19 protein-coding genes are annotated in these 21,038 nt (G+C 71.9%); 9 read left to right on the top strand and 10 right to left on the bottom strand.

The window, feature by feature from the left end:
• Window positions 1-16 precede the first annotated feature (16 nt).
• From ACFVQG_RS32670 to ACFVQG_RS32710, 9 genes are all read right to left on the bottom strand, one after another.
• Window positions 17-760 (bottom strand): PIG-L deacetylase family protein, encoded by a 744-nt coding sequence (locus ACFVQG_RS32670; protein ID WP_383390443.1) that lies wholly within the window; start codon window positions 758-760, stop codon window positions 17-19.
• Between the two features lie 28 nt (window positions 761-788).
• On the bottom strand, window positions 789-2,090 hold the full coding sequence (locus ACFVQG_RS32675) for an alpha/beta fold hydrolase (protein WP_383390448.1): 1,302 nt from the start codon (window positions 2,088-2,090) through the stop codon (window positions 789-791).
• A 134-nt stretch (window positions 2,091-2,224) separates the two neighbouring features.
• On the bottom strand, window positions 2,225-3,250 hold the full coding sequence (locus ACFVQG_RS32680) for a LacI family DNA-binding transcriptional regulator (RefSeq protein WP_383390450.1): 1,026 nt from the start codon (window positions 3,248-3,250) through the stop codon (window positions 2,225-2,227).
• 79 nt (window positions 3,251-3,329) lie between these two features.
• On the bottom strand, window positions 3,330-4,751 hold the full coding sequence (locus ACFVQG_RS32685; RefSeq protein WP_383390453.1) for a BNR repeat-containing protein: 1,422 nt from the start codon (window positions 4,749-4,751) through the stop codon (window positions 3,330-3,332).
• Window positions 4,752-4,775: 24 nt separating this feature from the next.
• Window positions 4,776-5,096, bottom strand: coding sequence for an L-rhamnose mutarotase (locus ACFVQG_RS32690; RefSeq protein WP_383390454.1), 321 nt, complete (start codon window positions 5,094-5,096; stop codon window positions 4,776-4,778).
• A gap of 29 nt (window positions 5,097-5,125) precedes the next feature.
• Window positions 5,126-6,208 (bottom strand): rhamnose ABC transporter substrate-binding protein, encoded by a 1,083-nt coding sequence (gene rhaS / locus ACFVQG_RS32695; protein ID WP_383390456.1) that lies wholly within the window; start codon window positions 6,206-6,208, stop codon window positions 5,126-5,128.
• Between the two features lie 37 nt (window positions 6,209-6,245).
• On the bottom strand, window positions 6,246-7,241 hold the full coding sequence (locus ACFVQG_RS32700; RefSeq protein WP_383390457.1) for an ABC transporter permease: 996 nt from the start codon (window positions 7,239-7,241) through the stop codon (window positions 6,246-6,248).
• Complete coding sequence (locus ACFVQG_RS32705) at window positions 7,234-8,274, bottom strand: ABC transporter permease (protein ID WP_383390459.1); 1,041 nt, start codon at window positions 8,272-8,274, stop codon at window positions 7,234-7,236. The genes ACFVQG_RS32700 and ACFVQG_RS32705 overlap by 8 nt, the downstream gene beginning before the upstream one ends.
• Entirely contained in the window at window positions 8,271-9,788 is a 1,518-nt protein-coding gene (locus tag ACFVQG_RS32710; RefSeq protein ID WP_383390461.1) for a sugar ABC transporter ATP-binding protein, read from the bottom strand. The genes ACFVQG_RS32705 and ACFVQG_RS32710 overlap by 4 nt, the downstream gene beginning before the upstream one ends.
• Before the next feature lie 260 nt (window positions 9,789-10,048).
• On the opposite strand from ACFVQG_RS32710, the gene rhaI reads away from it, so the two are divergent.
• From rhaI to ACFVQG_RS32750, 8 genes are all read left to right on the top strand, one after another.
• Window positions 10,049-11,209 (top strand): L-rhamnose isomerase, encoded by a 1,161-nt coding sequence (gene rhaI, locus ACFVQG_RS32715; RefSeq protein WP_383390464.1) that lies wholly within the window; start codon window positions 10,049-10,051, stop codon window positions 11,207-11,209.
• Window positions 11,210-11,332: 123 nt separating this feature from the next.
• A complete protein-coding gene (locus ACFVQG_RS32720; protein ID WP_383390467.1) occupies window positions 11,333-13,372 on the top strand; it encodes a bifunctional aldolase/short-chain dehydrogenase in 2,040 nt (679 codons plus the stop codon).
• Window positions 13,369-14,823: a rhamnulokinase family protein gene (locus tag ACFVQG_RS32725; RefSeq protein ID WP_383390469.1), complete on the top strand. Its 1,455-nt coding sequence runs from the start codon at window positions 13,369-13,371 to the stop codon at window positions 14,821-14,823. Before ACFVQG_RS32720 ends, ACFVQG_RS32725 begins: the two co-directional genes overlap by 4 nt.
• 85 nt (window positions 14,824-14,908) lie before the next feature.
• On the top strand, window positions 14,909-15,664 hold the full coding sequence (locus tag ACFVQG_RS32730; protein ID WP_383390741.1) for a (Fe-S)-binding protein: 756 nt from the start codon (window positions 14,909-14,911) through the stop codon (window positions 15,662-15,664).
• Window positions 15,661-17,136: a LutB/LldF family L-lactate oxidation iron-sulfur protein gene (locus ACFVQG_RS32735; RefSeq protein ID WP_383390472.1), complete on the top strand. Its 1,476-nt coding sequence runs from the start codon at window positions 15,661-15,663 to the stop codon at window positions 17,134-17,136. The genes ACFVQG_RS32730 and ACFVQG_RS32735 overlap by 4 nt, the downstream gene beginning before the upstream one ends.
• Window positions 17,133-17,807: a lactate utilization protein C gene (locus ACFVQG_RS32740; protein WP_383390474.1), complete on the top strand. Its 675-nt coding sequence runs from the start codon at window positions 17,133-17,135 to the stop codon at window positions 17,805-17,807. The genes ACFVQG_RS32735 and ACFVQG_RS32740 overlap by 4 nt, the downstream gene beginning before the upstream one ends.
• Window positions 17,808-17,885: 78 nt before the next feature.
• A complete protein-coding gene (locus ACFVQG_RS32745) occupies window positions 17,886-18,482 on the top strand; it encodes a TetR/AcrR family transcriptional regulator (protein ID WP_383390477.1) in 597 nt (198 codons plus the stop codon).
• A 4-nt stretch (window positions 18,483-18,486) separates the two neighbouring features.
• The gene (locus ACFVQG_RS32750) at window positions 18,487-19,671 is read left to right on the top strand and encodes a GDSL-type esterase/lipase family protein (RefSeq protein WP_383390480.1); all 1,185 of its coding nucleotides are present in this window, start codon (window positions 18,487-18,489) and stop codon (window positions 19,669-19,671) included.
• On the opposite strand, the gene ACFVQG_RS32755 is transcribed toward ACFVQG_RS32750, so the two are convergent.
• Entirely contained in the window at window positions 19,652-20,044 is a 393-nt protein-coding gene (locus ACFVQG_RS32755) for a winged helix-turn-helix transcriptional regulator (RefSeq protein ID WP_383390483.1), read from the bottom strand. The genes ACFVQG_RS32750 and ACFVQG_RS32755 overlap by 20 nt on opposite strands.
• A 97-nt stretch (window positions 20,045-20,141) precedes the next feature.
• On the opposite strand from ACFVQG_RS32755, the gene ACFVQG_RS32760 reads away from it, so the two are divergent.
• Entirely contained in the window at window positions 20,142-20,987 is an 846-nt protein-coding gene (locus ACFVQG_RS32760; protein ID WP_383390485.1) for an NAD(P)H-binding protein, read from the top strand.
• The last annotated feature ends 51 nt before the right edge of the window (window positions 20,988-21,038 follow it).

Genomic DNA, 21,038 nt, shown 5'->3' on the forward strand with positions numbered 1-21,038 from the left:
TCCCCCGCTCCCGATGTCACCGGCTGAACAGCTCGAAGGCCACGGCGGGCTTCCCGCCGAACCGCTCCCCCACCGTCCGGGCGTGCCCGGTCAGGAAGCCTCGGACATAGGCCTCCGGGTCCTCGTCCGTCAACGCCTCGATGTAGGCGCGGTGTTCCAGCAGCGAGCGGATCCCGCGCTCCAGCCCGGCCGAGGCGTCCACCGCGTGGGTCGGGGTGCTGGACCCGGCGACCGCGACCCAGCGCACGCCGTCCCAGGGGTCCAGGCCCTGGGATCTCAGCTCGGGGAAGATCCAGCGGTTGCCCGCGTCGCCCACCGCGTCCAGGGTGGCCCGGCCGACGGCCACGTGGTCGGGGGTGTTCCAGGCGACGCCGCCCCAGGTGTCCCGGTGGTTGAGGGTGATCACCAGCTCGGGCCGGTGGCGGCGGACGGCGGCGGCGATGTCCCGGCGCAGCGCGACGCCGTACTCGATGACGCCGTCCCGGTGGTCGAGGAACTCCACCTCCGTGACGCCCACGACCGCGGCGCTCGCCCGCTGCTCCCGCTCCCGCAGCGGGCCGCACTCGGCGGGGTCCAGGGTGTCGATGCCCGCCTCACCCCGGGTGGCGAGCACATACGTCACCTCGCGGCCCTCGTCGGTCCACTGGGCGATCGCCGCCGAGCAGCCGTACTCCAGGTCGTCCGGGTGGGCGACCACGGCGAGGGCGCGCCGCCAGTCGTCGGGCATGGGCGTCAGCTGAGGGGGCGTCGGCTCGGTCATGTCGGCAGACTAACCCGGGCCGCTGACATCACGCTTCGTCGCGGGCGAGGGCCAGCAGGCGGTCCAGGACCCGGGGGCCGCCCGCGCGCACGCCGTCGTGTTCGAACTCGTCCGTGACCCAGGTGCGCAGGCCGCGGACGGCCCGGGCGGTGGCCAGGGAGTGGGCGGTGTCGACGTACATGTCGTCGTGGTAGACGGCCGCGGCGACCGGGACCTCGTTGGCGGCGAGGCGCGCGGGGTCGTACAGCGGGCGCCAGTCGGTGCGGGCGGCGAGGAGTCCGGCGGTCTCGCGCAGCGGGCGCAGGGCCGGGTCGCAGTCGAACATCCAGGGGTGCACGGTCTCGCCGGTGAACAGCAGCGGGGTGTCGCCCGCCAGCGCCTTGGCGGCGTCGAACTGCGGGAACTCGGCGCGCACCCGCTCCGCCGACCAGGCCGTGGGCCGCCCGTCCTGGCCGTAGATCGCCTCGTGGACCAGGGCGTACAGCGGGTGTCCGGCGTACGACAGCAGGCCCTGGACCTCTTCCTGGAAGGCGTCGGAGAGGGCCATGCCCTGGGGCGTGCGCACGAAGGCGTGCTCCAGGAGGTAGTGCAGCCGGTGGGAGCCCTCGCCGCCGCCGAGCAGGATGCCGAGGGACTGGAAGGCCTCGACGGTGAGGCGGTAGCCGCCCGGCAGCACGACCTCGTCGCTCATCAGGTGGTCGGCGATCCGGCGGGCCCGTTCGACGTCCTGCGGGTAGCGGGCGTAGTGCGCGGTGACCTTGCGCTCCACGCGCGGGTAGGCGGCGCGGTAGACGTCGTCGGCGTGGGCGTCGAGGGCGGGCAGTCCACCGGTGACCAGGGCGGTGCGCAGGCCCTCGGGGGCGAGGGAGAGGTAGGTGACCGTGCAGAAGCCGCCGAAGCTCTGGCCCAGCACGGTCCAGGGGGCGCCGCCGGTCAGCTCGCGGCGGATCAGCTCGCAGTCGCGGACGATGGAGTCGGCGCGGAAGTGGGTGAGGTAGTCGGCCTGTTCGGCGGGGCCGCCGCGCAGCGGGAGCGTCTGGCGGTTGGCGGGGGTGGAGTGGCCGGTGCCGCGCTGGTCGAGCAGCAGGACGCGGTACTCCTTCAGGGCCCGGCCGAGCCAGGCCTGCTTCCCGACGAAACGATTCGCCCCGAAGCCGGGGCCGCCCTGGAGGTAGACCAGCCAGGGCAGGTCCTGGTGCGCCTTGTCGCTCGCGACGACCTCACGGGCGTACAGCTCGATCGTCTCCCCGGCCGGGTCGGCGTGGTCGAGGGGCACGGTGAAGCGCCGGTCGGTGAGGACGACGCCGGGCTGGCGGTAGCTGTCGGTCAACGTGGCTCCCGGGACGGATGGTGTGCGGACCGCGTCCCAGTTCAGCACATGGCGGCGCGGTGCGCGGGACCGGGGATCATGAACAGCGGCTGACCGGCCATTCAGCACGCCCCGCCCCGGTCCTGAACGGCCGGTCAGCGGCCGGACAGGCTGGAGCGGCGCACCACCAGCTCCGGCTGGAGCACCACCCGGCGGTGTTCATGGCGCACCGGACCGCTCTCCGCCTCCGTCTCCTCAAGGAGCAGCCCCGCCGCCAGCGCGCCCATGGTGACGGCGGGCTGCCGTACGGAGGTCAGCGGGACGGCCGCCGCGGCGGCGAACTCGATGTCGTCGTAGCCGACGATGGCGAGGTCGTCGGGGACGCCGACCCCGGCCGCGTACATCGCCTGGAGGACCCCGAGGGCGAGCAGGTCGTTGGCGCAGAACACGGCGGTCGGGCGGTCGGCGAGGCCGAGCAGCCGGGCACCGGCGTCCCGTCCGGCGGCGACGTCGAGCCGCTCGGTCGGCAGCTCCCGCAGCGCGTCCGGCCCGAGCCCCGCCTCGGCGAGGGCGGTCAGGGCGCCGGTGCGCCGGTCGCGCACCTGGTTCAGCTCGGGCGGCCCGCTCACGTACGCGATGGAGCGGTGCCCGGCGTCCACCAGATGCCGGACGGCCAGCGCGCCGCCCGCCACGTCGTCGACGGAGACGGAGCACTCGGTGGCGCCCTCGGCCACCCGGTCCACCAGCACGAAGGGGATGCCGTGGCGGCGGAACGCGGCGATGTTGCGGCCCGTCGCGTCGGCCGGGGTGAGCAGCACCCCGCGCACCCGCTGCTCGGCGAAGAGGGACAGGTAGTCCGCCTCCTCGGCCGGGCTCTGGGCGCTGTTGCAGACCATCACGCCGAGTCCGGACTCCCGCGCGGCCCGTTCGGCGCCGCGTGCCACGTCGACGAAGAAGGGGTTGCCCATGTCCAGGACGAGCAGCCCCATGATCCGGCTGCGGCCCGCGCGCAGTTGGCGCGCGGACTCGCTGCGGACGTAGCCGAGCCGGTCGATCGCGGACAGCACCCGTGCCCGGGTCTCGCTGGCGACCGTGTCCGGCCGGTTGATGACGTTCGAGACCGTTCCCACGGAGACTCCGGCGGCGCGGGCGACGTCCTTGATACCCACCGACTGGGCCATCAGGCAGGGACCTCCAGGAAATCGAGGAGCGGCGGGAGAGTCCTCACACTACCGTCCTGCCGCCGCGTTGCTGAGTGGCTCATACGGGTAGCCGGAAGTCGGCCACACGCAGCGGCGAGGGCGTCGTACCACTGGACTTCTCCTGGTACATGAAGGACAGCACACCGTCCTGCGCGACCCGGGTCTCGTCCACCACGACCTCGCCGAAGGCGTTCAGGCCGCCGCCGTCGGACAGCAGCCGCCAGTCGGAGTGCCCGGAGGCCGCGGAGGCGCCCGCGATCCGGCCGAAGGGGAGGATCGCGTAGGCGTTGTCATAGCGGTCCAGGACCAGCTTGGTGCGCTGGCTGGAGTTCAGCGGGACCGGGATCTCGGTCTTCTGCCAGGCGCCCGCGGCGTTCCTGCGGACGTGGAAGGCGCGGCCGTTGCGGGTGCGGTCGGCGACGTAGTTCGTGGTGCACTGGCCGAAGCGGCCGGGGACGTAGCTGATGATCGCGTGCGGACGGCCCGCCGAGTCGGTGAACTGGCTCTCCTGGTTCATCAGGGAGTGGTCCGGGTTGAGCGGGTCGACGACCAGGCCGGGGTCGGTGACGGCGACCCGGTCGGAGCCGCCCGAGCCGCCGGTGGTGCCGACCAGCGTCCCGGCGTCGTTGCGCCAGGTCCGGCCGCGGTCGTCGGAGTAGACGTAGCCGGTGTCGTGGTTGGTGATGCCGCCACCGGAGCACATCACGGCGGCGTTCTGCTCGCGCCAGGTGAAGAAGGCGTGCAGGCGGCCGTTCCGGTCGTAGTCGATGCCGTGCAGATACATGTTGCGGGCCGTGCTGGAGCCGTGCTCGCTGGTGTAGGTGCCGGTGGAGCTGGTCCACTCGCCGAGCGCCGTCCAGCGGGTGCCGTCGTACTCGGCGAGGGCGCCTCGGCCGTTGCCGGAGACCGCGACCCGGTAGCTGAGCTGGAGGCGGCCCTCGGGGGTGGCGACGAACTGCGGGTAGGTGAACTGGCTGGTCAGGGTCAGCCCGTCCAGCGTGGACTGTGGCACGCCGAACCGGCTCGTGGTCCAGCTCAGTCCCGTCGGGTCGTCCAGCAGCCCGGCGACGGACTTGACGTAGGTGAAGCCGTCGCTGTGCGAGTCCATGTTGAGGTGGAGTCGGCCGTCGACGCGGGAGACGCCCATGGAGATCACGTTGTGGGAGTCGTTGTAGCGCAGGGTGTGGCCCACCTTCACGGTGGACCAGGTGCTCGCACCCAGCGGTCGGCGGCCGACGACGGCGTTGCGGTCGGCGGTGTACCAGGCGGCGTACTGGTGGCCCTGGTAGGTCAGCAGTCCGTTCTTCTGGAAGGAGTTGTTGTTGACCAGGCCGTCGTAGGAGACGAAGAAGATGGCCTGGGGGTCGAGCGTGGTGATGCCGGTCGGGCTGACGGACGGGCCGGGGCCGGCGGCACGCGCCGTCCCCGGGGTGGCGACAGCGGCCAGCAGTGCGGTCGCCAGCACGGTTCGTCTTCTCATGGAGGTCATGGAGGCAACTCCGGCTCAGGCTAGATGGAAGACTTCGGTGAGAGGCTTCATCGCCTCGTCGGGTCGGGCGCCGTCCAGCGACTCGAAGAACGGCGCCATCTCCGCCTGCCAGCGGGCGTTGACCTCGGTGGCTTCCATACCGGCCTGGGCGGCGGCGAAGTCCTCGGTCTCCAGGTAGCCGACCAGCAGGCCGTCCTCCCGGAGGAAAAGCGAGTAGTTGTGCCAGCCGGTGGCCGAGAGCGCCTGGAGCATCTCCGGCCACACGGCGGCGTGCCGCTCGCGGTACTCGTCGAGGCGGTCCGCCCGGACCTTCAGCAGAAAGCACACGCGCTGCATCAACAGCCCCCTGAGAATCAGAGTGTGGATCAGAAGTCGAACTGGTCGATGTTCTCGGCGTTGAACACGGTCGGCTTGCCGAGGCTGATCACACCGTCCTTGCCGATGGTGTACTCGCCCATGTCACCGGCGGTGAAGGTCTCGCCCTCCTTGCCGGTGATCTGCCCCGACACCAGCGCGACGGAGGTGCGGGCGGCCAGCTCGCCGAGCTTCGCCGGGTCCCACAGCTCGAACGCCTCGACGGTGCCGTCCTTGACGTAGTTGCGCATGTCGTTGGGGGTGCCGAGGCCGGTCAGCTTGACCTTGCCCTTGTACTTGGAGCCCGACAGGTACTGGGCGGCGGCCTTGATGCCGACGGTGGTCGGGGAGATGATCCCCTTCAGGTTCGGGTACTCCTGGAGCAGGCCCTGGGTCTGCTGGAAGGACTGCTGGGCGTCGTCGTTGCCGTAGGCGACCTTGACCAGCTTCATGTCCTTGTACTTGGGGTCCTTGAGTTCGTCCTTCATGAACTCGATCCAGGTGTTCTGGTTGGTCGCGGTCTGCGCGGCGGACAGGATCGCGATCTCGCCCTTGTAGCCGATCTGCTCGGCGAGCAGTTGCACCTCGGTGCGGCCGAGGTCTTCGGCGGACGCCTGCGAGATGAAGGCGTTGCGGCACTCGGGCCTGGTGTCGGAGTCGTAGGTGACGACCTTGATGTCATTGCTCATGGCCTGCTTCAGGGCCGTGCACAGGGCGCCCGGGTCCTGCGCGGACACGGCCATCGCGTCGACCTGCTGCTGGGTGAGCGTGTTGACGTAGGAGACCTGGCCGGAGGTGTCGGTGGCGCTGTTCGGGCCGACCTCCTTGTAGCTGGAGCCCAGCTCCTTCAGGGCCGCCTCGCCGCCCTTGTCGGCGGTGGTGAAGTACGGGTTGTTCACCTGCTTGGGCAGGAAGCCGACGGTCAGCCCCTTCTTCAGCTCGGCGTTCGGGTCGGCCTTCCCGGCCGCGGCGGCCGAACCGCCCTCGTTGGCCACGTCCTCCTTGGTGGTGCCACCGCAGGCGGTGGCGGCCAGGGCGAGGGAGGTGACGGCGGCGAGGGTCACGGAGACACGCCGGAGGGATGACTTGCGCATGGTGGTGGTCCTTTACGAGGGAGGCAGGGGGGTGGGTTCATGAGGACGGTGTCGGGGCGGCCTGGGCTCTGCGCCCGGCCCTGGCGACGGCGATCTGGCGGGCGACCCGGGGGCCGAGCACCGACAGGACGAGCAGCACACCGGTGACGACGATCTGCGACTGCGCGGAGACGTCCTGGAGGCTCATCACGTTCTGCAGCGCGCCGAGCAGGAAGACACCGGCGATCGCGCCGCCCAGCGTGCCCTTGCCGCCGTCGAAGTCGATGCCGCCGAGGAGTACGGCGGCCACGACGGACAGTTCGAGCCCGGTCGCGTTGTCGTACCGGGCACTGGCGTAGTGCAGCGCCCAGAAGACGCCGGTCAGGGACGCCATCAGACCGGTCAGCGTGAACAGGACCAGCTTCTGCCGCCTGACCCGGATCCCGGCGAACCGCGCCGCCTCCTCGCTCGCGCCGATCGCGAACAGCGACCGTCCGAACGGGGTGGCGTGCAGGGCGACGACGGCGATCGCGAGCAGTACGAGGAAGGGCAGGAGCGCGTACGGGATGAAGGTGTCCCCGATGCGTCCGGCGGCGAAGTCCAGGTACTGGGTGGGGAAGTCGGTCACCGCGTCGGAGCCGAGCACGATCTGCGCGATGCCCCGGTAGGCGGCGAGGGTGCCGATGGTGACGGCGAGGGACGGCAGTCCCAGCTTGGTGACGAGCAGGCCGTTGACCAACCCGCAGACCACGCCGAGCAGCAGACAGATCGGGATGATCGCCTCGATGGTCATGCCCTGGTTCCACAGGGCACCCATCACCGCGCCGGACAGCCCGGCCGTGGAGGCCACCGACAGGTCGATCTCGCCGGAGACCACCAGCAGCGTCATCGGCAGGGCGATCAGCGCGATCGGCAGGGTGTTGCCGATCAGGAAGGACAGGTTCAGCGCGTTGCCGAAGCCGTCCACGGTGGTGAAGGAGAACAGCAGCAGGACGATGAGCAGCGCGCCGACGACCGTGTCCCAGCGGACCGCGCGCGTGAGGGACTCAGGCATGGCGGGCGTTCCTCTTCTTCAGTGCGGTGGCCACGCGCAGTGCCACGATCCGGTCGACCGCGATGGCGAGGATGAGCAGGATGCCGTTGATGGCGAGCACCCAGACCGAGCTGACGCCGAGGGCGGGCAGCACGCTGTTGATGGAGGTCAGCAGCAGCGCGCCGAGGGCCGCGCCGTAGACGCTGCCGGAGCCGCCGGTGAAGACCACGCCGCCGACCACGACCGCGCTGACGACGGTGAGTTCGTAGCCGTTGCCGGTGCTGGAGTCGACGTTGCCGAACCGCGCCAGGTAGAGCGCACCGGCGAGTCCGGCGAGCGCGCCGCAGAAGGTGTACGCGGTCAGGATCCGCTTGCGGACCGGGATGCCGGCGAGCCGCGCGGCCTCCGGGTTGGAGCCGAGCGCGTACAGCTCCCGGCCGCTGCCGAAGTGCTTGAGGTAGTAGGCGGTGGCGACCAGCACGGCGACCGCGATCAGCGCCAGGTAGGGCACCGCGGAGATGCCGCCGGAGCCGAAGTCGACGAAGTCGCCGGGCAGGTCGGCCGCGGTGATCTGGCGGGAGCCGACCCAGATGGAGTCGATGCCGCGGATGATGTAGAGCGTGCCGAGGGTGACCACCAGCGCGGGCACCTGGCCGAGGCTGACCAGCAGACCGTTGAGGAGGCCGAAGCCGACGCCGGTCAGGACCGCGAGCACGATGGCCACGACGGAGTTGCCGCCGTCCTGGAGGTACGTACCGGCCGCGAAGGCGCTGATGCCGAGCGTGGAGCCGACCGACAGGTCGACGTTGCGGGTGATGACGACCAGGGACTGGCCGGTGGCGACCAGCACCAGGATGGTCGCGTTCAGCAGCAGGTCCTTGATGCCCTGCTCGGACAGGAACTCGCTGTTGCCCGCCTGGGTGACGGCGATCATCACCAGGAAGACCAGCAGGATGGCGAGTTCGCGCATCCTGAAGACGCGGTCGACCAGCCGGGTGCCGCTGGACTGGGGCACCTCGGCGATCGGGGCTTTCTCGGGTGTGGTCACCGTCATGCGGCGGCCCTCCCGGTGGCTGCGGCCATCACGGTTTCCTCGGTGGCTTCGGAGCGCGGGATCTCGGCGGTCAGCCGGCCCTCGTGCATCACCAGCACGCGGTCGGCCATGCCGAGGATCTCGGGCAGGTCGGAGGAGATCATCAGGACGGCCACACCGTCCGCGGCGAGCTGGGACAGCAGCCGGTGCACCTCCGCCTTGGTGCCGACGTCGATGCCGCGGGTGGGCTCGTCGACGATCAGCACCTTGGGCCCGGTGGCGAGCCACTTGGCGAGGACGACCTTCTGCTGGTTGCCGCCGGACAGGGTGGCCACCGCGTCGGCGATCCGGGCGTACTTGACATGGAGCCTGACGGCCCAGTCCAGGGAGCGGCTGCGCTCGGCGCCGCGGTCCATCAGGCCCGCCTTCACGGTCGTACGAAGACCGGTGAGGCCGATGTTGCGCTCGATGGACATGTCCATCACCAGGCCCTGGGCGCGGCGGTCCTCGGGGACCAGCGCGAGTCCGGCCGCCATGGCGGTGGAGGGGGCGCCGTTGGTCAGCTTGCGCCCGCCGAGTTCCACCTCGCCCGCGTCCCAGCGGTCGATGCCGAAGACGGCGCGGGCGACCTCGGTGCGTCCGGCGCCGACGAGCCCGGCGAGGCCGACGATCTCACCGCGCCGCACGTCGAAGGAGACATCGGTGAAGACGCCCTCACGGGTCAGGCGGCGGACGCTCAGGGCGACCTCGCCCGGTGTGACGTCCTGCTTGGGGTACAGCTCGTCGAGGTCGCGGCCGACCATGCGGCGGACCAGGTCGTCCTCGGTCATGCCGGTGAGCGGCTCGCTGGCGATCCAGGCGCCGTCGCGCAGGGTCGTCACCCGCTGGCAGATCTCGAAGATCTCCTCCAGCCGGTGCGAGATGAACAGCACGGCGGCGCCCTGCTCGCGCAGGGTGCGCACGACACCGAAGAGGCGGGCGACCTCGCTGCCGGTGAGGGCGGCGGTCGGCTCGTCCATGATCAGGACGCGGGCGTCGAAGGAGAGCGCCTTGGCGATCTCGACGATCTGCTGGTCCGCGATGGACAGTCCGCGGGCCGGACGGTCCGGGTCGAGTTCGACGCCGAGCCGGGCCATCAGGGCGAGCGTCGCCGCGTGGGTGGCCTTGTGGTCGATCCGGCCGAGGGCGCGCCGGGGCTGGCGGCCCATGAAGATGTTCTCGGCGATCGACAGGTCCGGGAAGAGCGTGGGCTCCTGGTAGATCACGGCGATTCCGGCGTCGCGGGCGTCGCCGGGTCCGTGGAAGACGACGGACTCACCGTCGAGCAGCACCTGGCCGGCGTCCGGCCGGTGCACCCCGGCGAGCGTCTTGATCAGGGTCGACTTCCCCGCGCCGTTCTCCCCGGCGAGGGCGTGTACCTCGCCGGGGAACAGCTCCAGGGAGACGTCCCGCAGGGCGCGCACCGCACCGAAGGACTTGGAGACGTCCTGCAGCGCAAGCACCGGCGCCGGACCCGTGTCGGACGGGTGGGTCATGGGTGGCTCCTCGACGACGCGGCGCGAACGGCGAGGCGTCCCACACGGCGTCGTGAAAGGTTTCAACTGGGTTGCCGGGACGTTAGGCAGGCCGGGCATGTCACGTCAATGGGTCCGTGTCGAAAAGTTTTCGATAGCCGAAGGTCACGGCCGGATCACGGAGAGCCGGGTCGGTCGGAGCCCTTGACACCCCTGCCAACGGCTCATAGCTTGCCGTTCTGAATCGTTTCACCCATGTCGTTTGCCACAGGAGCCCTCAAGTGACCGATGTCGCCGCGGTGAAGGCCGCCCTGAAGACCCAGGCCATCGAGACGCCGTCATGGGCGTACGGGAACTCGGGGACCCGTTTCAAGGTGTTCGCCCAGGCCGGTGTGCCCCGCGACCCCTACGAGAAGCTGGCCGACGCGGCCAAGGTGCACGAGTTCACCGGTGTCGCGCCGACCGTGGCGCTGCACATCCCCTGGGACAGGGTCGAGGACTACGCCGCGCTGGCGAAGTTCGCCGAGGAGCACGGGGTGCGGCTCGGCGCCGTCAACTCCAACACCTTCCAGGACGACGACTACAAGCTGGGCAGCATCTGCCACCCGGAGGCGCGGGTGCGCCGCAAGGCGGTCGACCACCTGCTGGAGTGCGTCGACATCATGGACGCCACCGGCTCCCGGGATCTGAAGCTGTGGTTCGCCGACGGCACGAACTATCCCGGCCAGGACGACATCCGCGCCCGGCAGGACCGGCTCGCGGAGGGTCTGGCGGAGGTGTACGAGCGGCTCGGGGACGGGCAGCGGATGCTCCTGGAGTACAAGTTCTTCGAGCCCGCCTTCTACTCCACGGACGTGCCGGACTGGGGGACCGCCTACGCCCACTGTCTGAAGCTCGGGCCCAAGGCGCAGGTCGTGGTCGACACCGGCCACCACGCGCCGGGGACCAACATCGAGTTCATCGTGGCGACGCTGCTGCGGGAGGGGAAGCTCGGCGGGTTCGACTTCAACTCGCGGTTCTACGCCGACGACGACCTGATGGTGGGCGCCGCGGATCCGTTCCAGCTGTTCCGGATCATGTACGAGGTGGTGCGCGGGGGTGGGTTCACCCCGGATGTCGCGTTCATGCTCGACCAGTGCCACAACATCGAGGCGAAGATTCCGGCGATCATCCGGTCCGTGATGAACGTGCAGGAGGCCACGGCGAAGGCGTTGCTGGTGGACCGGGAGGCGTTGGCCGCCGCGCAGGCTTCCGGTGACGTGCTGGGGGCCAACGGGGTGGTGATGGACGCGTTCAACACGGACGTGCGTCCGCTGCTTCGTGAGGTGCGTCAGGAGATGGGGCTGGGCCCCGATCCCATGGCCGGGTACGCCTCATCCGGCTGGGCCGAGAGGATCGTGGCCGAGCGGGTGGGTGGTCAGCAGGCGGGTTGGGGGGCGTGAGCGTCTGCCCCATGCCGCACGTCACCCGGCGCGGGCCGTCTGTGGCTGATCGCGCGGTTCCCCGCGCCCCTGGGTGGCGATGCACCACCCCCCGTCGAGAACTCACGTAAGGACTGAATGTTCATGGCTACTCACCCCGAAGCCGCCGCCCTCCTCGCCCGGTCCCACCGGCTCGGCTCAGATCCCCGGAACACCAACTACGCGGGCGGCAACGCGTCCGCCAAGGGCGTCGACACCGATCCCGTCACCGGGGGTGACGTGGAGCTGATGTGGGTCAAGGGGTCCGGTGGTGACCTCGGGACGCTGACCGAGGCGGGGCTGGCCGTGCTGCGCCTGGACCGGATGCGGGCGCTCGTGGACGTGTACCCGGGTGTGGAGCGCGAGGACGAGATGGTCGCCGCGTTCGACTACTGCCTGCACGGCAAGGGCGGCGCCGCCCCGTCCATCGACACCGCCATGCACGGGCTGGTCGAGGCCGCGCACGTCGACCATCTGCACCCGGACTCCGGTATCGCGCTCGCCTGCGCGGCGGACGGGGAGAAGCTGACCGCCGAGTGCTTCGGCGACACGGTGGTGTGGGTGCCGTGGCGGCGGCCCGGGTTCCAGCTGGGCCTGGACATCGCCGCGGTGAAGAAGGCCAACCCGCGGGCCATCGGGTGCGTGCTCGGCGGGCACGGGATCACCGCGTGGGGCGACACCTCCGAGGAGTGCGAGCGCAACTCGCTGCACATCATCCGCACCGCGGAGGCGTTCCTCGCCGAGCGCGGGAAGGCCGAGCCGTTCGGGCCGGTCATCGAGGGCTACGAGGCGCTGCCCGAGGCCGAGCGGCGGGAGCGGGCGGCGGCCCTGGCGCCGTACGTCCGTGGCGTCGCCTCTCGGGACCGGGCGCAGGTCGGGCACTTCAACGACTCGGACGTGGTCCTCGACTTCCTCGCCGCCGCCGAGCACCCGCGCCTGGCCGCGCTGGGCACCTCCTGCCCCGACCACTTCCTGCGCACCAAGGTGCGTCCGCTGGTCCTGGACCTGCCGCCGACCGCCCCGCTGGACGAGGCGATCGCCCGGCTGAAGGAACTGCACGCCGAGTACCGCGAGGAGTACGCCGCCTACTACCAGCGGCACGCCGAGCCCGGCTCCCCCGCGATGCGCGGCGCTGACCCGGCGATCGTGCTGGTGCCGGGCGTGGGCATGTTCTCCTTCGGCAAGGACAAGCAGACCGCCCGGGTGGCCGGTGAGTTCTACGTCAACGCCATCAACGTGATGCGCGGCGCGGAGGCCGTGTCGACGTACGCGCCCATCGAGGAGTCGGAGAAGTTCCGCATCGAGTACTGGGCGCTCGAGGAGGCCAAGCTCCAGCGGATGCCGAAGCCGAAGCCGCTGGCCACCCGGGTGGCCCTCGTCACCGGTGCGGGCAGCGGGATCGGCAAGGCGATCGCCGAGCGGCTGGTCGCCGAGGGTGCCTGTGTGGTCGTGGCGGATCTCCACGCGGAGAACGCGGAGGCCGTCGCCCAGGAGCTGGGCGGGGCGGACAAGGCCGTCGCCGTGACCGTGGACGTCACCTCCGAGGAGCAGATCGCCGACGCCTTCAAGGCGGCGGTGCTCGCGTTCGGCGGGGTCGACCTGGTGGTGAACAACGCCGGGATCTCCATCTCCAAGCCGCTGCTGGAGACGTCCGCCAAGGACTGGGACCTCCAGCACGACATCATGGCCCGCGGTTCCTTCCTGGTCGCGCGGGAGGCGGCCCGGGTGATGATCGCGCAGGAGCTGGGCGGCGACGTCGTCTACATCGCCTCCAAGAACGGTGTCTTCGCCGGACCCAACAACATCGCGTACGGCGCCACCAAGGCCGACCAGGCCCACCAGGTGCGCCTCCTCGCCGCCGAGCTGGGCGAGCACGGCATCCGCGTCAACGGGGTCAACCCGGACGGCGTGGTGCGCGGCTCGGGCATCTTCGCGGGCGGCTGGGGCGCCAAGCGCGCCGCCGTGTACGGGGTGCCGGAGGAGAAGCTGGGCGAGTTCTACGCGCAGCGCACCCTGCTCAAGCGCGAGGTGCTGCCGGAGCATGTCGCCAACGCCGTGTTCGCGCTGACCGGCGGCGAGCTGTCGCACACCACCGGCCTGCACGTCCCGGTCGACGCCGGCGTCGCCGCCGCCTTCCTGCGATGAGCGCGGACGTGAGGTCGTACGCCGCGGTCGACCTCGGCGCGTCCAGCGGGCGCGTCATGGTCGGCCGCGTCGGGCCGGACAGCCTGGAGCTGGCCGAGGCGCACCGGTTCGTGAACCGGCCGGTGCGGCTGCCGGAGGGGCTGCGCTGGGACGTGCTCGGGCTGTACGCGGGCGTCCTGGACGGGCTGCGGGCGGCCGGTCAGGTCGACTCCGTCGGCATCGACAGCTGGGCCGTGGACTACGGGCTGCTGGACGCCGACGGGGCGCTGCTCGGCAATCCGGTGCACTACCGGGACCCCCGTACCGACGGGATCGCGGAGAAGGTGTGGGCGACCGTGCCCGCCGAGGAGCTGTACGGCGCGACCGGTCTGCAGTACGCCCCCTTCAACACGCTGTACCAGCTCACCGCGGCCCGTGCGTCGGCGCAGTTCGCCCAGGCCGGGCGGCTGCTGCTCGTCCCGGACCTGCTGTCGTACTGGCTCACCGGCGAGCAGGGCACCGAGCTGACCAACGCCTCCACGACCCAGTTGGTCGACCCCCGGACCCGCGAGTGGTCGTACGAGGTCGCCGAGCGGCTGGGGATCGACCTGAGCCTGTTCGCGCCGCTGCGGCGGCCCGGGGACGCGGCCGGGGTGCTGCGGGCGGAGGTGCTGGAGGAGACGGGGCTGCGCGGGCCGGTGCCGGTGCGGGCGGTCGCCTCGCACGACACGGCGTCCGCGGTGGCCGCCGTGCCCGCGACCGGGGAGCGGTTCGCCTACATCTGCACCGGCACCTGGTCGCTGACCGGCCTGGAACTGGAGTCCCCGGTGCTGACCGAGGAGAGCCGGGCCGCCAACTTCACCAACGAGCTGGGCATCGACGGCACGGTCCGCTATCTGCGCAACATCATGGGCCTGTGGCTGCTCCAGGAGTGCGTACGGGCCTGGGGCGAGCCGGATCTCGGGGAGCTGCTGCGGGCCGCCGCCCGGGTCCCGGCGCTGCGGTCGGTGGTGGACGCGGGGGACGCGGCGTTCCTGGCGCCGGGCCGGATGCCGGAGCGGATCGCCGAGGCGTGCCGGGCGTCGGGGCAGCCGGTGCCCGAGTCGCGGGCGGAGATCACCCGCTGCATCCTCGACTCCCTCGCCCTGGCCCACCGCCGGGCGATCGAGGACGCCCAGCGCCTCGCCGACCATCCGGTGGACGCCGTGCACATCGTGGGCGGCGGCACCCGCAACGCGCTGCTGTGCCAGCTGACCGCCGACGCCTGCGGCCTGCCGGTGGTGGCGGGCCCGACGGAGGCCGCGGCCTTCGGCAACGTGCTCGTCCAGGCGCGGGCCGACGGCCTCGTGGGCGACCGGCACGACATGCGGCGGCTGCTGGTGCGCACCCAGCCGCTCACCCGGTACGAGCCGCGCGGTGACGCCGGGCGGTGGCGCGCCGCGGCGGAACGGCTCGCTCCGGCGGCCCGCTGATCCGTGCGGGTGAGTGCGGTCTCCCCCGGCCGCCTCACCCGCACTACCCTGCACCCATCCGATGACCGACGAACGAGGAGCCGCCATGCGTGTCGCCCTGTTCATGACCTGCATCAACGACACGCTCTATCCCGACACCGGACGCGCGGTGGTGAAGCTGCTGACCAGGCTGGGCGTCGAGGTGGACTTCCCGATGGCCCAGACCTGCTGCGGGCAGGCGCACTACAACACCGGCTACCGGCATCAGGCAGAGCCCATGGCCCGGCATTTCTCCGATGTCTTCGGGGAGTACGAGGCGATCGTGTCGCCGTCCGGGTCGTGCGCGGCGATGGTGCGGGAGCTGTATCCGCGGATGGGCGAGCGGGCCCGTGCCGAGGGGCGCGGCAGCGGCCTGGCGACCGCGGTGGCGCCGGTGGTGCCCAAGACGTACGAACTGACGGAGTTCCTGGTGGACGTGCTGGGGGTGACGGACGTCGGGGCGTACTACCCGCACCGGGTCACCTACCACCCGACCTGTCACGGGCTGCGCGGTCTGGGCCTCGGTGACCGTCCCCGGCGGCTGCTGGAGGCGGTGAAGGGGCTGGAGCTGGTGGAGCTGCCGGGCGCGGAGGAGTGCTGCGGCTTCGGCGGCACCTTCTCGGTGAAGAACTCCGACGTCTCCGCCGCGATGGGCGCCGACAAGGTGCGCAACGCCGAGTCGACCGGCGCCGAGGTGCTGTGCGCGGCCGACAACTCCTGTCTGATGCACATCGGCGGCACGATGACCCGGCTCGGCGCGGACCTGCGGCCGGTGCACCTCGCGGAGATCCTGGCGAGCACTAAGGAGGGACCGGCCGTATGAGTGGGACCTTCGTCGGAATGCCCGCCTTCCCCGAGGCCGCGCGGGAGGCGGTGCGCGACACGACGCTGCGGGGCAATCTGCGGCACGCCACCCACACCATCCGCGCCAAGCGGGCCAAGGCGGTCGCCGAGGTCGAGGACTGGGCGGAGCTGCGGGAGGCGGGCAAGCGGATCAAGGACCATACGCTCCGCCATCTCGACCGCTATCTGGAGCGGTTGGAGGAGTCGGTGACGGCGGCGGGCGGCGTCGTCCACTGGGCCGCCGACGCCGAGGAGGCCAACCGGATCGTGACCGAACTGGTCAGGGCGACCGGGGAGTCCGAGGTCGTCAAGGTCAAGTCGATGGCCACCCAGGAGATCGGCCTCAACGAGGCGTTGGAGGCCGCGGGCATCCACGCCTACGAGACCGATCTCGCCGAGCTGATCGTGCAGTTGGGCAAGGACCGGCCCTCGCACATCCTGGTCCCCGCGATCCACCGCAACCGCGGGGAGATCCGGGACATCTTCCGCTCCGAGATGGGCGAGTGGGGCCGCCCCGCCCCCGAGGGCCTCACCGACACGCCCGCCGAACTCGCCGAGGCGGCCCGGCTGCACCTGCGGGAGAAGTTCCTGCGCGCCAAGGTCGGCATCTCCGGCGCCAACTTCATGGTCGCCGACACCGGCACGCTGGTCGTCGTGGAGTCCGAGGGCAACGGGCGGATGTGCCTGACCCTGCCCGAGACGCTGATCTCGGTGGTCGGCATCGAGAAGATCGTGCCGACCTGGCGCGACCTGGAGGTGTTCCTCCAGACCCTGCCCCGGTCCTCGACGGCCGAGCGGATGAACCCGTACACCAGCACCTGGACGGGCACCTCGGACTCGGACGGCCCGAAGGTCTTCCACCTCGTCCTGCTCGACAACGGCCGCACCGACACCCTCGCCGACGAGGTCGGCCGCCAGGCCCTGCGCTGCATCCGCTGCTCGGCCTGCCTGAACGTCTGCCCGGTGTACGAGCGGGCGGGCGGCCACGCCTACGGCTCGGTCTACCCGGGCCCGATCGGCGCCATCCTCAGCCCCCAGCTGCGGGGCACCGGCAGCGAGATCGACGCCTCCCTGCCGTACGCGTCGTCGCTGTGCGGCGCCTGCTACGAGGTGTGCCCGGTGGCCATCGACATCCCCGAGGTGCTGGTGCACCTGCGGGAACGCGTCGCGCAGGGCGGCCAGGTGACCCGCGACGGCAACAAGGTGGTGCTGAAGCCCGCCAAGGGCCACGCCGCCGAGCGCGCCGCGATGCGCGCGGCCCGCTGGACCTTCGCCCACCCCGGCGCCCTGCGCACCGGCCAGCGGCTCGCCTCCCGCACCCGGCGTCTCCACCCGCGCACGCTGCCCGGTCCCGGCAAGGCGTGGAGCGGCACCCGGGACCTGCCTCCCCTACCGGCCGAACCGTTCCGGGACTGGTGGCAGCGGACCAACGGCGGAAAGGGCGCGAAGTGAGCAGCAGGGAACGGATCCTGGGCCGGGTGCGGCGCGCGCTGGCGGATGTGCCGGGGGACGACACTCCCCCGGTGCCTGAACGGCCTGGGAGGGACGCCCAGTACGAGCGGGCGGTCGCGCGGGACTACCTCACCGAGCACGGTGACCGCGACGCCGGGCAGACCGTGGATCTGCTCGCCGAGAACCTCGCCGACTACCGGGCGATCGTGCACCGCTGCGGCGCCGCCGAGCTGCCCGCGCTGCTCGCCCGGCTGCTCAGCGAGCGGGGCGCCGCGTCGGTGCTGGTCCCGCCGGGGCTGGACGAGGGCTGGCTCGCGCGGAGCGAGGTGCCCCGGGTCGCCGACCGCGCGGAGAGCACAGCAGGGGAGCTGGACCAGGTGGACAGCGTGGTCACCGGCTGCGCGGTGGCGATCGCGGAGACCGGCACGATCGTGCTGGACGGCTCCCCCGACCAGGGCCGCCGCCGGATCACCCTCGTCCCGGACCACCACATCTGTGTCGTACGGGTCCCGGAACAGGTCGTCCCGTCCGTCCCGCTGGCCATGCCCCGGCTGGACCCGCTGCGCCCGCTGACCTGGATCTCCGGGCCCTCGGCGACCAGCGACATCGAGCTGGACCGGGTGGAGGGGGTGCACGGGCCCCGGGTGCTGGAGGTCGTGCTCGTCGACTAGCACCCCTTCATGCTTCTCTCATTTGCCTAAAGCTATTAGGCAAATGCATACTCGGTCTTGCCCGAGGAGAGGAGCACCATGGCGCGCACAGGACTGACCCCGGAGCTGCTCACGCGGGCCGGGGCCGAGCTGGCCGACGAGGTCGGCTTCGACCAGGTGACCGTCTCCGCGCTCGCCCGCCGGTTCGACGTGAAGGTGGCGAGCCTGTACTCGCACCTGAGGAACTCCCAGGAGCTGAAGACCAGGATCGCCCTGCTCGCGCTGGAGGAGATGGCCGACCGGGCCGCGGAGGCGCTGGCCGGACGCGCGGGCCGGGACGCCCTGACCGCCTTCGCACACGTCTACCGCGACTACGCCCGGGAACACCCCGGCCGCTACACCGCGGCCCGGCTCAGACTCGACCCCGAGACCGCGGCCGCCAGCGCGGGCGTCCGGCACGCCCAGATGTCCCGGGCGATCCTGCGCGGCTACGACCTCACCGAACCGGACCAGACCCATGCCGTCCGGCTGCTGGGCAGCGTCTTCCACGGGTACGTCAGCCTGGAGGCGTCCGGCGGCTTCAGCCACAGCGAGCCCGGCTCCGAGGAGTCCTGGGACCGGATCCTCGACGCCCTCGACGCCCTGCTGCGGAACTGGCCCGCGACCGGTCCGGGCCCCCTCAGCGCAACGGATTGAGACCATGCACACCGAGCCCCACTGGATCACCACCCCCCTCACCGCCGAACTCCTGCGCGGCGCCCTCGACCTGGAGCGCACCGTGCACGGCCTGCTGCCGCACCGGCTGCCCGCCCGGGCCCGCGCCCAGAACACCGACCCGCAGCTGGAGATGGCCGAGTCGCAGCCCTCCGGCGTCCGGCTGGCCTTCCGCAGCCGGGCCACCGCCGTGGAACTGGACACCCTGCCCACCAAGCGCGCCTACACCGGCGCCCCGCCCCGCCCGGACGGCGTCTACGAACTGCTGGTCGACGGCGAACCGGCCGGGCGGACAACCGTGCCCGGCGGCCACACCGTGACCGTCGACATGAGCACCGGCGCGACCGAGCTGCGACCGGGGCCGCCCGGGACCGCCCGCTTCACCGGGCTCCCGGAGCATGCCAAGGACATCGAGATCTGGCTGCCGCACAACGAGATCACCGAACTGGTCGCGCTGCGCACCGACGCCCCGGTGGAGCCCCTGCCGGACCGGGGCCGCAGGGTGTGGCTGCACCACGGCAGCTCGATCAGCCACGGCTCCGACGCCGAGGGCCCGACCAGCACCTGGCCCGCGCTCGCCGCCCGGCTGGCCGGGGTGGAACTGGTCAACCTGGGCCTGGGCGGCAGCGCCATGCTCGACCCGTTCACGGCCCGCGCCCTGCGGGACACCCCCGCCGATCTGCTCAGCGTCAAGATCGGCATCAACGTGGTCAACCAGGACCTGATGCGGCTACGGGCCTTCACCCCCGCCGTCCACGGCTTCCTGGACACCATCCGCGAGGGCCACCCCGACACGCCGCTGCTGGTCGTCTCCCCCATCCTGTGCCCCATGCACGAGGACACCCCGGGGCCCACCGGGTACGACTTCGCCGCGCTCGCCGAGGGACGCCTCAGCTTCCAGGCCACCGGCGACCCGGCCGAGACCGCGAACGGCAAGCTGACCCTGGCCGTCGTCCGCGCCGAACTGGCCCGGATCGTCGAGCGGCGGGCGGTCGACGACCCCCGTCTGCACTACCTCGACGGCCGCGACCTCTACGGCGAGTCCGACGCCGCCGAACTGCCGCTGCCCGACCGGCTCCACCCGGACGCCGCCACCCACCGCCGCATCGGCGAGCGCTTCGCCCGGCTGGCCTTCGCCCCGGACGGCCCCTTCACGGACGGGACCGTGTAGGCGCGTCGTACTCCCGGCGCGCGCTCTCCACCTTCCCGAGGTTGTCGGCGGCCCACTCCGCCAGGTGCGCGAACAGCGGGGCGAGGCTGCGGCCGAGGTCGCTGATCTCGTACTCGACGCGCGGCGGGACCTCCGGGTGGTACGTGCGCACCACCAGCCCGTCCCGTTCGAGCTGGCGCAGCCGCTGGGTCAGCACCTTCGGGGTGATGTGGGTGATCCCGCGCTCGAGTTCGACGAACCGCTGGCGGCCGAAGGTGTGCAGGGACCACAGGATCGGCGTGGTCCACCGGCTGAAGACGATGTCCACGACGGGACTGACGGGACAGGCCAGTTCGGGATCGGTCCCGGTCCTGGCGGCCGAGGTCTCGGTCATGCGCTCCCCTGAGGTAGTCACTTTCCCCTAGGTACCTACTATCCCCACGATGTTAGCTTCCCCGAGTCAAGCGACAGCGACTGCTGGGGAGTTGGACATGATCGTGGTGACGGGGGCGACCGGCAACGTCGGGCGCTCGCTGGTACGGACCCTCGCGGCGGCCGGTGCGCCGGTGACCGCGACCTCGCGCGGGGTCGCGGAGGCCGAACTGCCGGACGGGGTGCGGCGGCTGCCCGCCGACCTCATCGAGGTGGAGAGCCTGCGGCCCGTGCTGGAGGGTGCCGACGCGCTGTTCCTGCAGAACGGCGGGCCGAGCGCGCACCTGCTCGACCCGGCGGGCATCCTGGGCGCCGCCAAGGCGGCGGGCGTGGAACGCGTCGTCCTGCTGTCCTCGCAGGGGGTGGCGACCCGGCCCGAGTCGGTCTCGCACGGGGGTGTCGCGCGGGCCATCGAGGACGCGGTACGGGAGTCGGGCCTGGAGTGGACGATCCTGCGGCCCGGCGGCTTCGCGTCCAACGCGTTCGCCTGGGCGGCGTCGGTGCGTGCCGAGCGGACGGTCGCCGCGCCGTTCGCGGACACCGGCCTGCCGGTCATCGACCCGGACGACATCGCCGAGGTCGCCGCCGTGGCCCTGCGCGAGGCCGGACACACCGGCCGCGTCTACGAACTGACCGGCCCGGCCCTCGTCACCCCGCGCGCGCAGGCGGCGGCGCTCGGCCACGCGCTCGGCGAACCGGTCCGCTTCGTCGAGCTGACCCGCGGGCAGGCCCGGGAGGCGATGCTGGCCTTCCTGCCGGAGCCGGTCGTGGAGACGACGCTCGCCATCCTCGGCGAGCCGAGCCCGGCCGAACAGCGGATCAGCCCCGACACCGAACTGGTCCTCGGGCGCCCGCCGCGCACCTTCGCCGACTGGGCGCAGCGGTACGCGGCGGCCTTCCGGTGAGGTCCCTGGGGTCGGCGACCCCGTGACAGAACGGGTGAACAAGCGCTTGGA

Source organism: Streptomyces sp. NPDC057877, from assembly GCF_042796855.1.
Lineage (GTDB): Bacteria > Actinomycetota > Actinomycetes > Streptomycetales > Streptomycetaceae > Streptomyces.

What these genes read in the sequence shown, in the direction of transcription:
- ACFVQG_RS32685 (WP_383390453.1), bottom strand. Translation starts at nt 4,751, where the DNA reads ATGAGAAGACGAACCGTGCTGGCGACCGCACTGCTGGCCGCTGTCGCC.
- ACFVQG_RS32670 (WP_383390443.1), bottom strand. Translation starts at nt 760, where the DNA reads ATGACCGAGCCGACGCCCCCTCAGCTGACGCCCATGCCCGACGACTGG.
- ACFVQG_RS32690 (WP_383390454.1), bottom strand. Translation starts at nt 5,096, where the DNA reads ATGCAGCGCGTGTGCTTTCTGCTGAAGGTCCGGGCGGACCGCCTCGAC.
- ACFVQG_RS32760 (WP_383390485.1), top strand. Translation starts at nt 20,142, where the DNA reads ATGATCGTGGTGACGGGGGCGACCGGCAACGTCGGGCGCTCGCTGGTA.
- rhaS (WP_383390456.1), bottom strand. Translation starts at nt 6,208, where the DNA reads ATGCGCAAGTCATCCCTCCGGCGTGTCTCCGTGACCCTCGCCGCCGTC.
- ACFVQG_RS32750 (WP_383390480.1), top strand. Translation starts at nt 18,487, where the DNA reads ATGCACACCGAGCCCCACTGGATCACCACCCCCCTCACCGCCGAACTC.
- ACFVQG_RS32725 (WP_383390469.1), top strand. Translation starts at nt 13,369, where the DNA reads ATGAGCGCGGACGTGAGGTCGTACGCCGCGGTCGACCTCGGCGCGTCC.
- ACFVQG_RS32680 (WP_383390450.1), bottom strand. Translation starts at nt 3,250, where the DNA reads ATGGCCCAGTCGGTGGGTATCAAGGACGTCGCCCGCGCCGCCGGAGTC.
- ACFVQG_RS32710 (WP_383390461.1), bottom strand. Translation starts at nt 9,788, where the DNA reads ATGACCCACCCGTCCGACACGGGTCCGGCGCCGGTGCTTGCGCTGCAG.
- ACFVQG_RS32755 (WP_383390483.1), bottom strand. Translation starts at nt 20,044, where the DNA reads ATGACCGAGACCTCGGCCGCCAGGACCGGGACCGATCCCGAACTGGCC.
- ACFVQG_RS32700 (WP_383390457.1), bottom strand. Translation starts at nt 7,241, where the DNA reads ATGCCTGAGTCCCTCACGCGCGCGGTCCGCTGGGACACGGTCGTCGGC.
- ACFVQG_RS32745 (WP_383390477.1), top strand. Translation starts at nt 17,886, where the DNA reads ATGGCGCGCACAGGACTGACCCCGGAGCTGCTCACGCGGGCCGGGGCC.
- ACFVQG_RS32730 (WP_383390741.1), top strand. Translation starts at nt 14,909, where the DNA reads ATGCGTGTCGCCCTGTTCATGACCTGCATCAACGACACGCTCTATCCC.
- ACFVQG_RS32705 (WP_383390459.1), bottom strand. Translation starts at nt 8,274, where the DNA reads ATGACGGTGACCACACCCGAGAAAGCCCCGATCGCCGAGGTGCCCCAG.
- ACFVQG_RS32735 (WP_383390472.1), top strand. Translation starts at nt 15,661, where the DNA reads ATGAGTGGGACCTTCGTCGGAATGCCCGCCTTCCCCGAGGCCGCGCGG.
- ACFVQG_RS32720 (WP_383390467.1), top strand. Translation starts at nt 11,333, where the DNA reads ATGGCTACTCACCCCGAAGCCGCCGCCCTCCTCGCCCGGTCCCACCGG.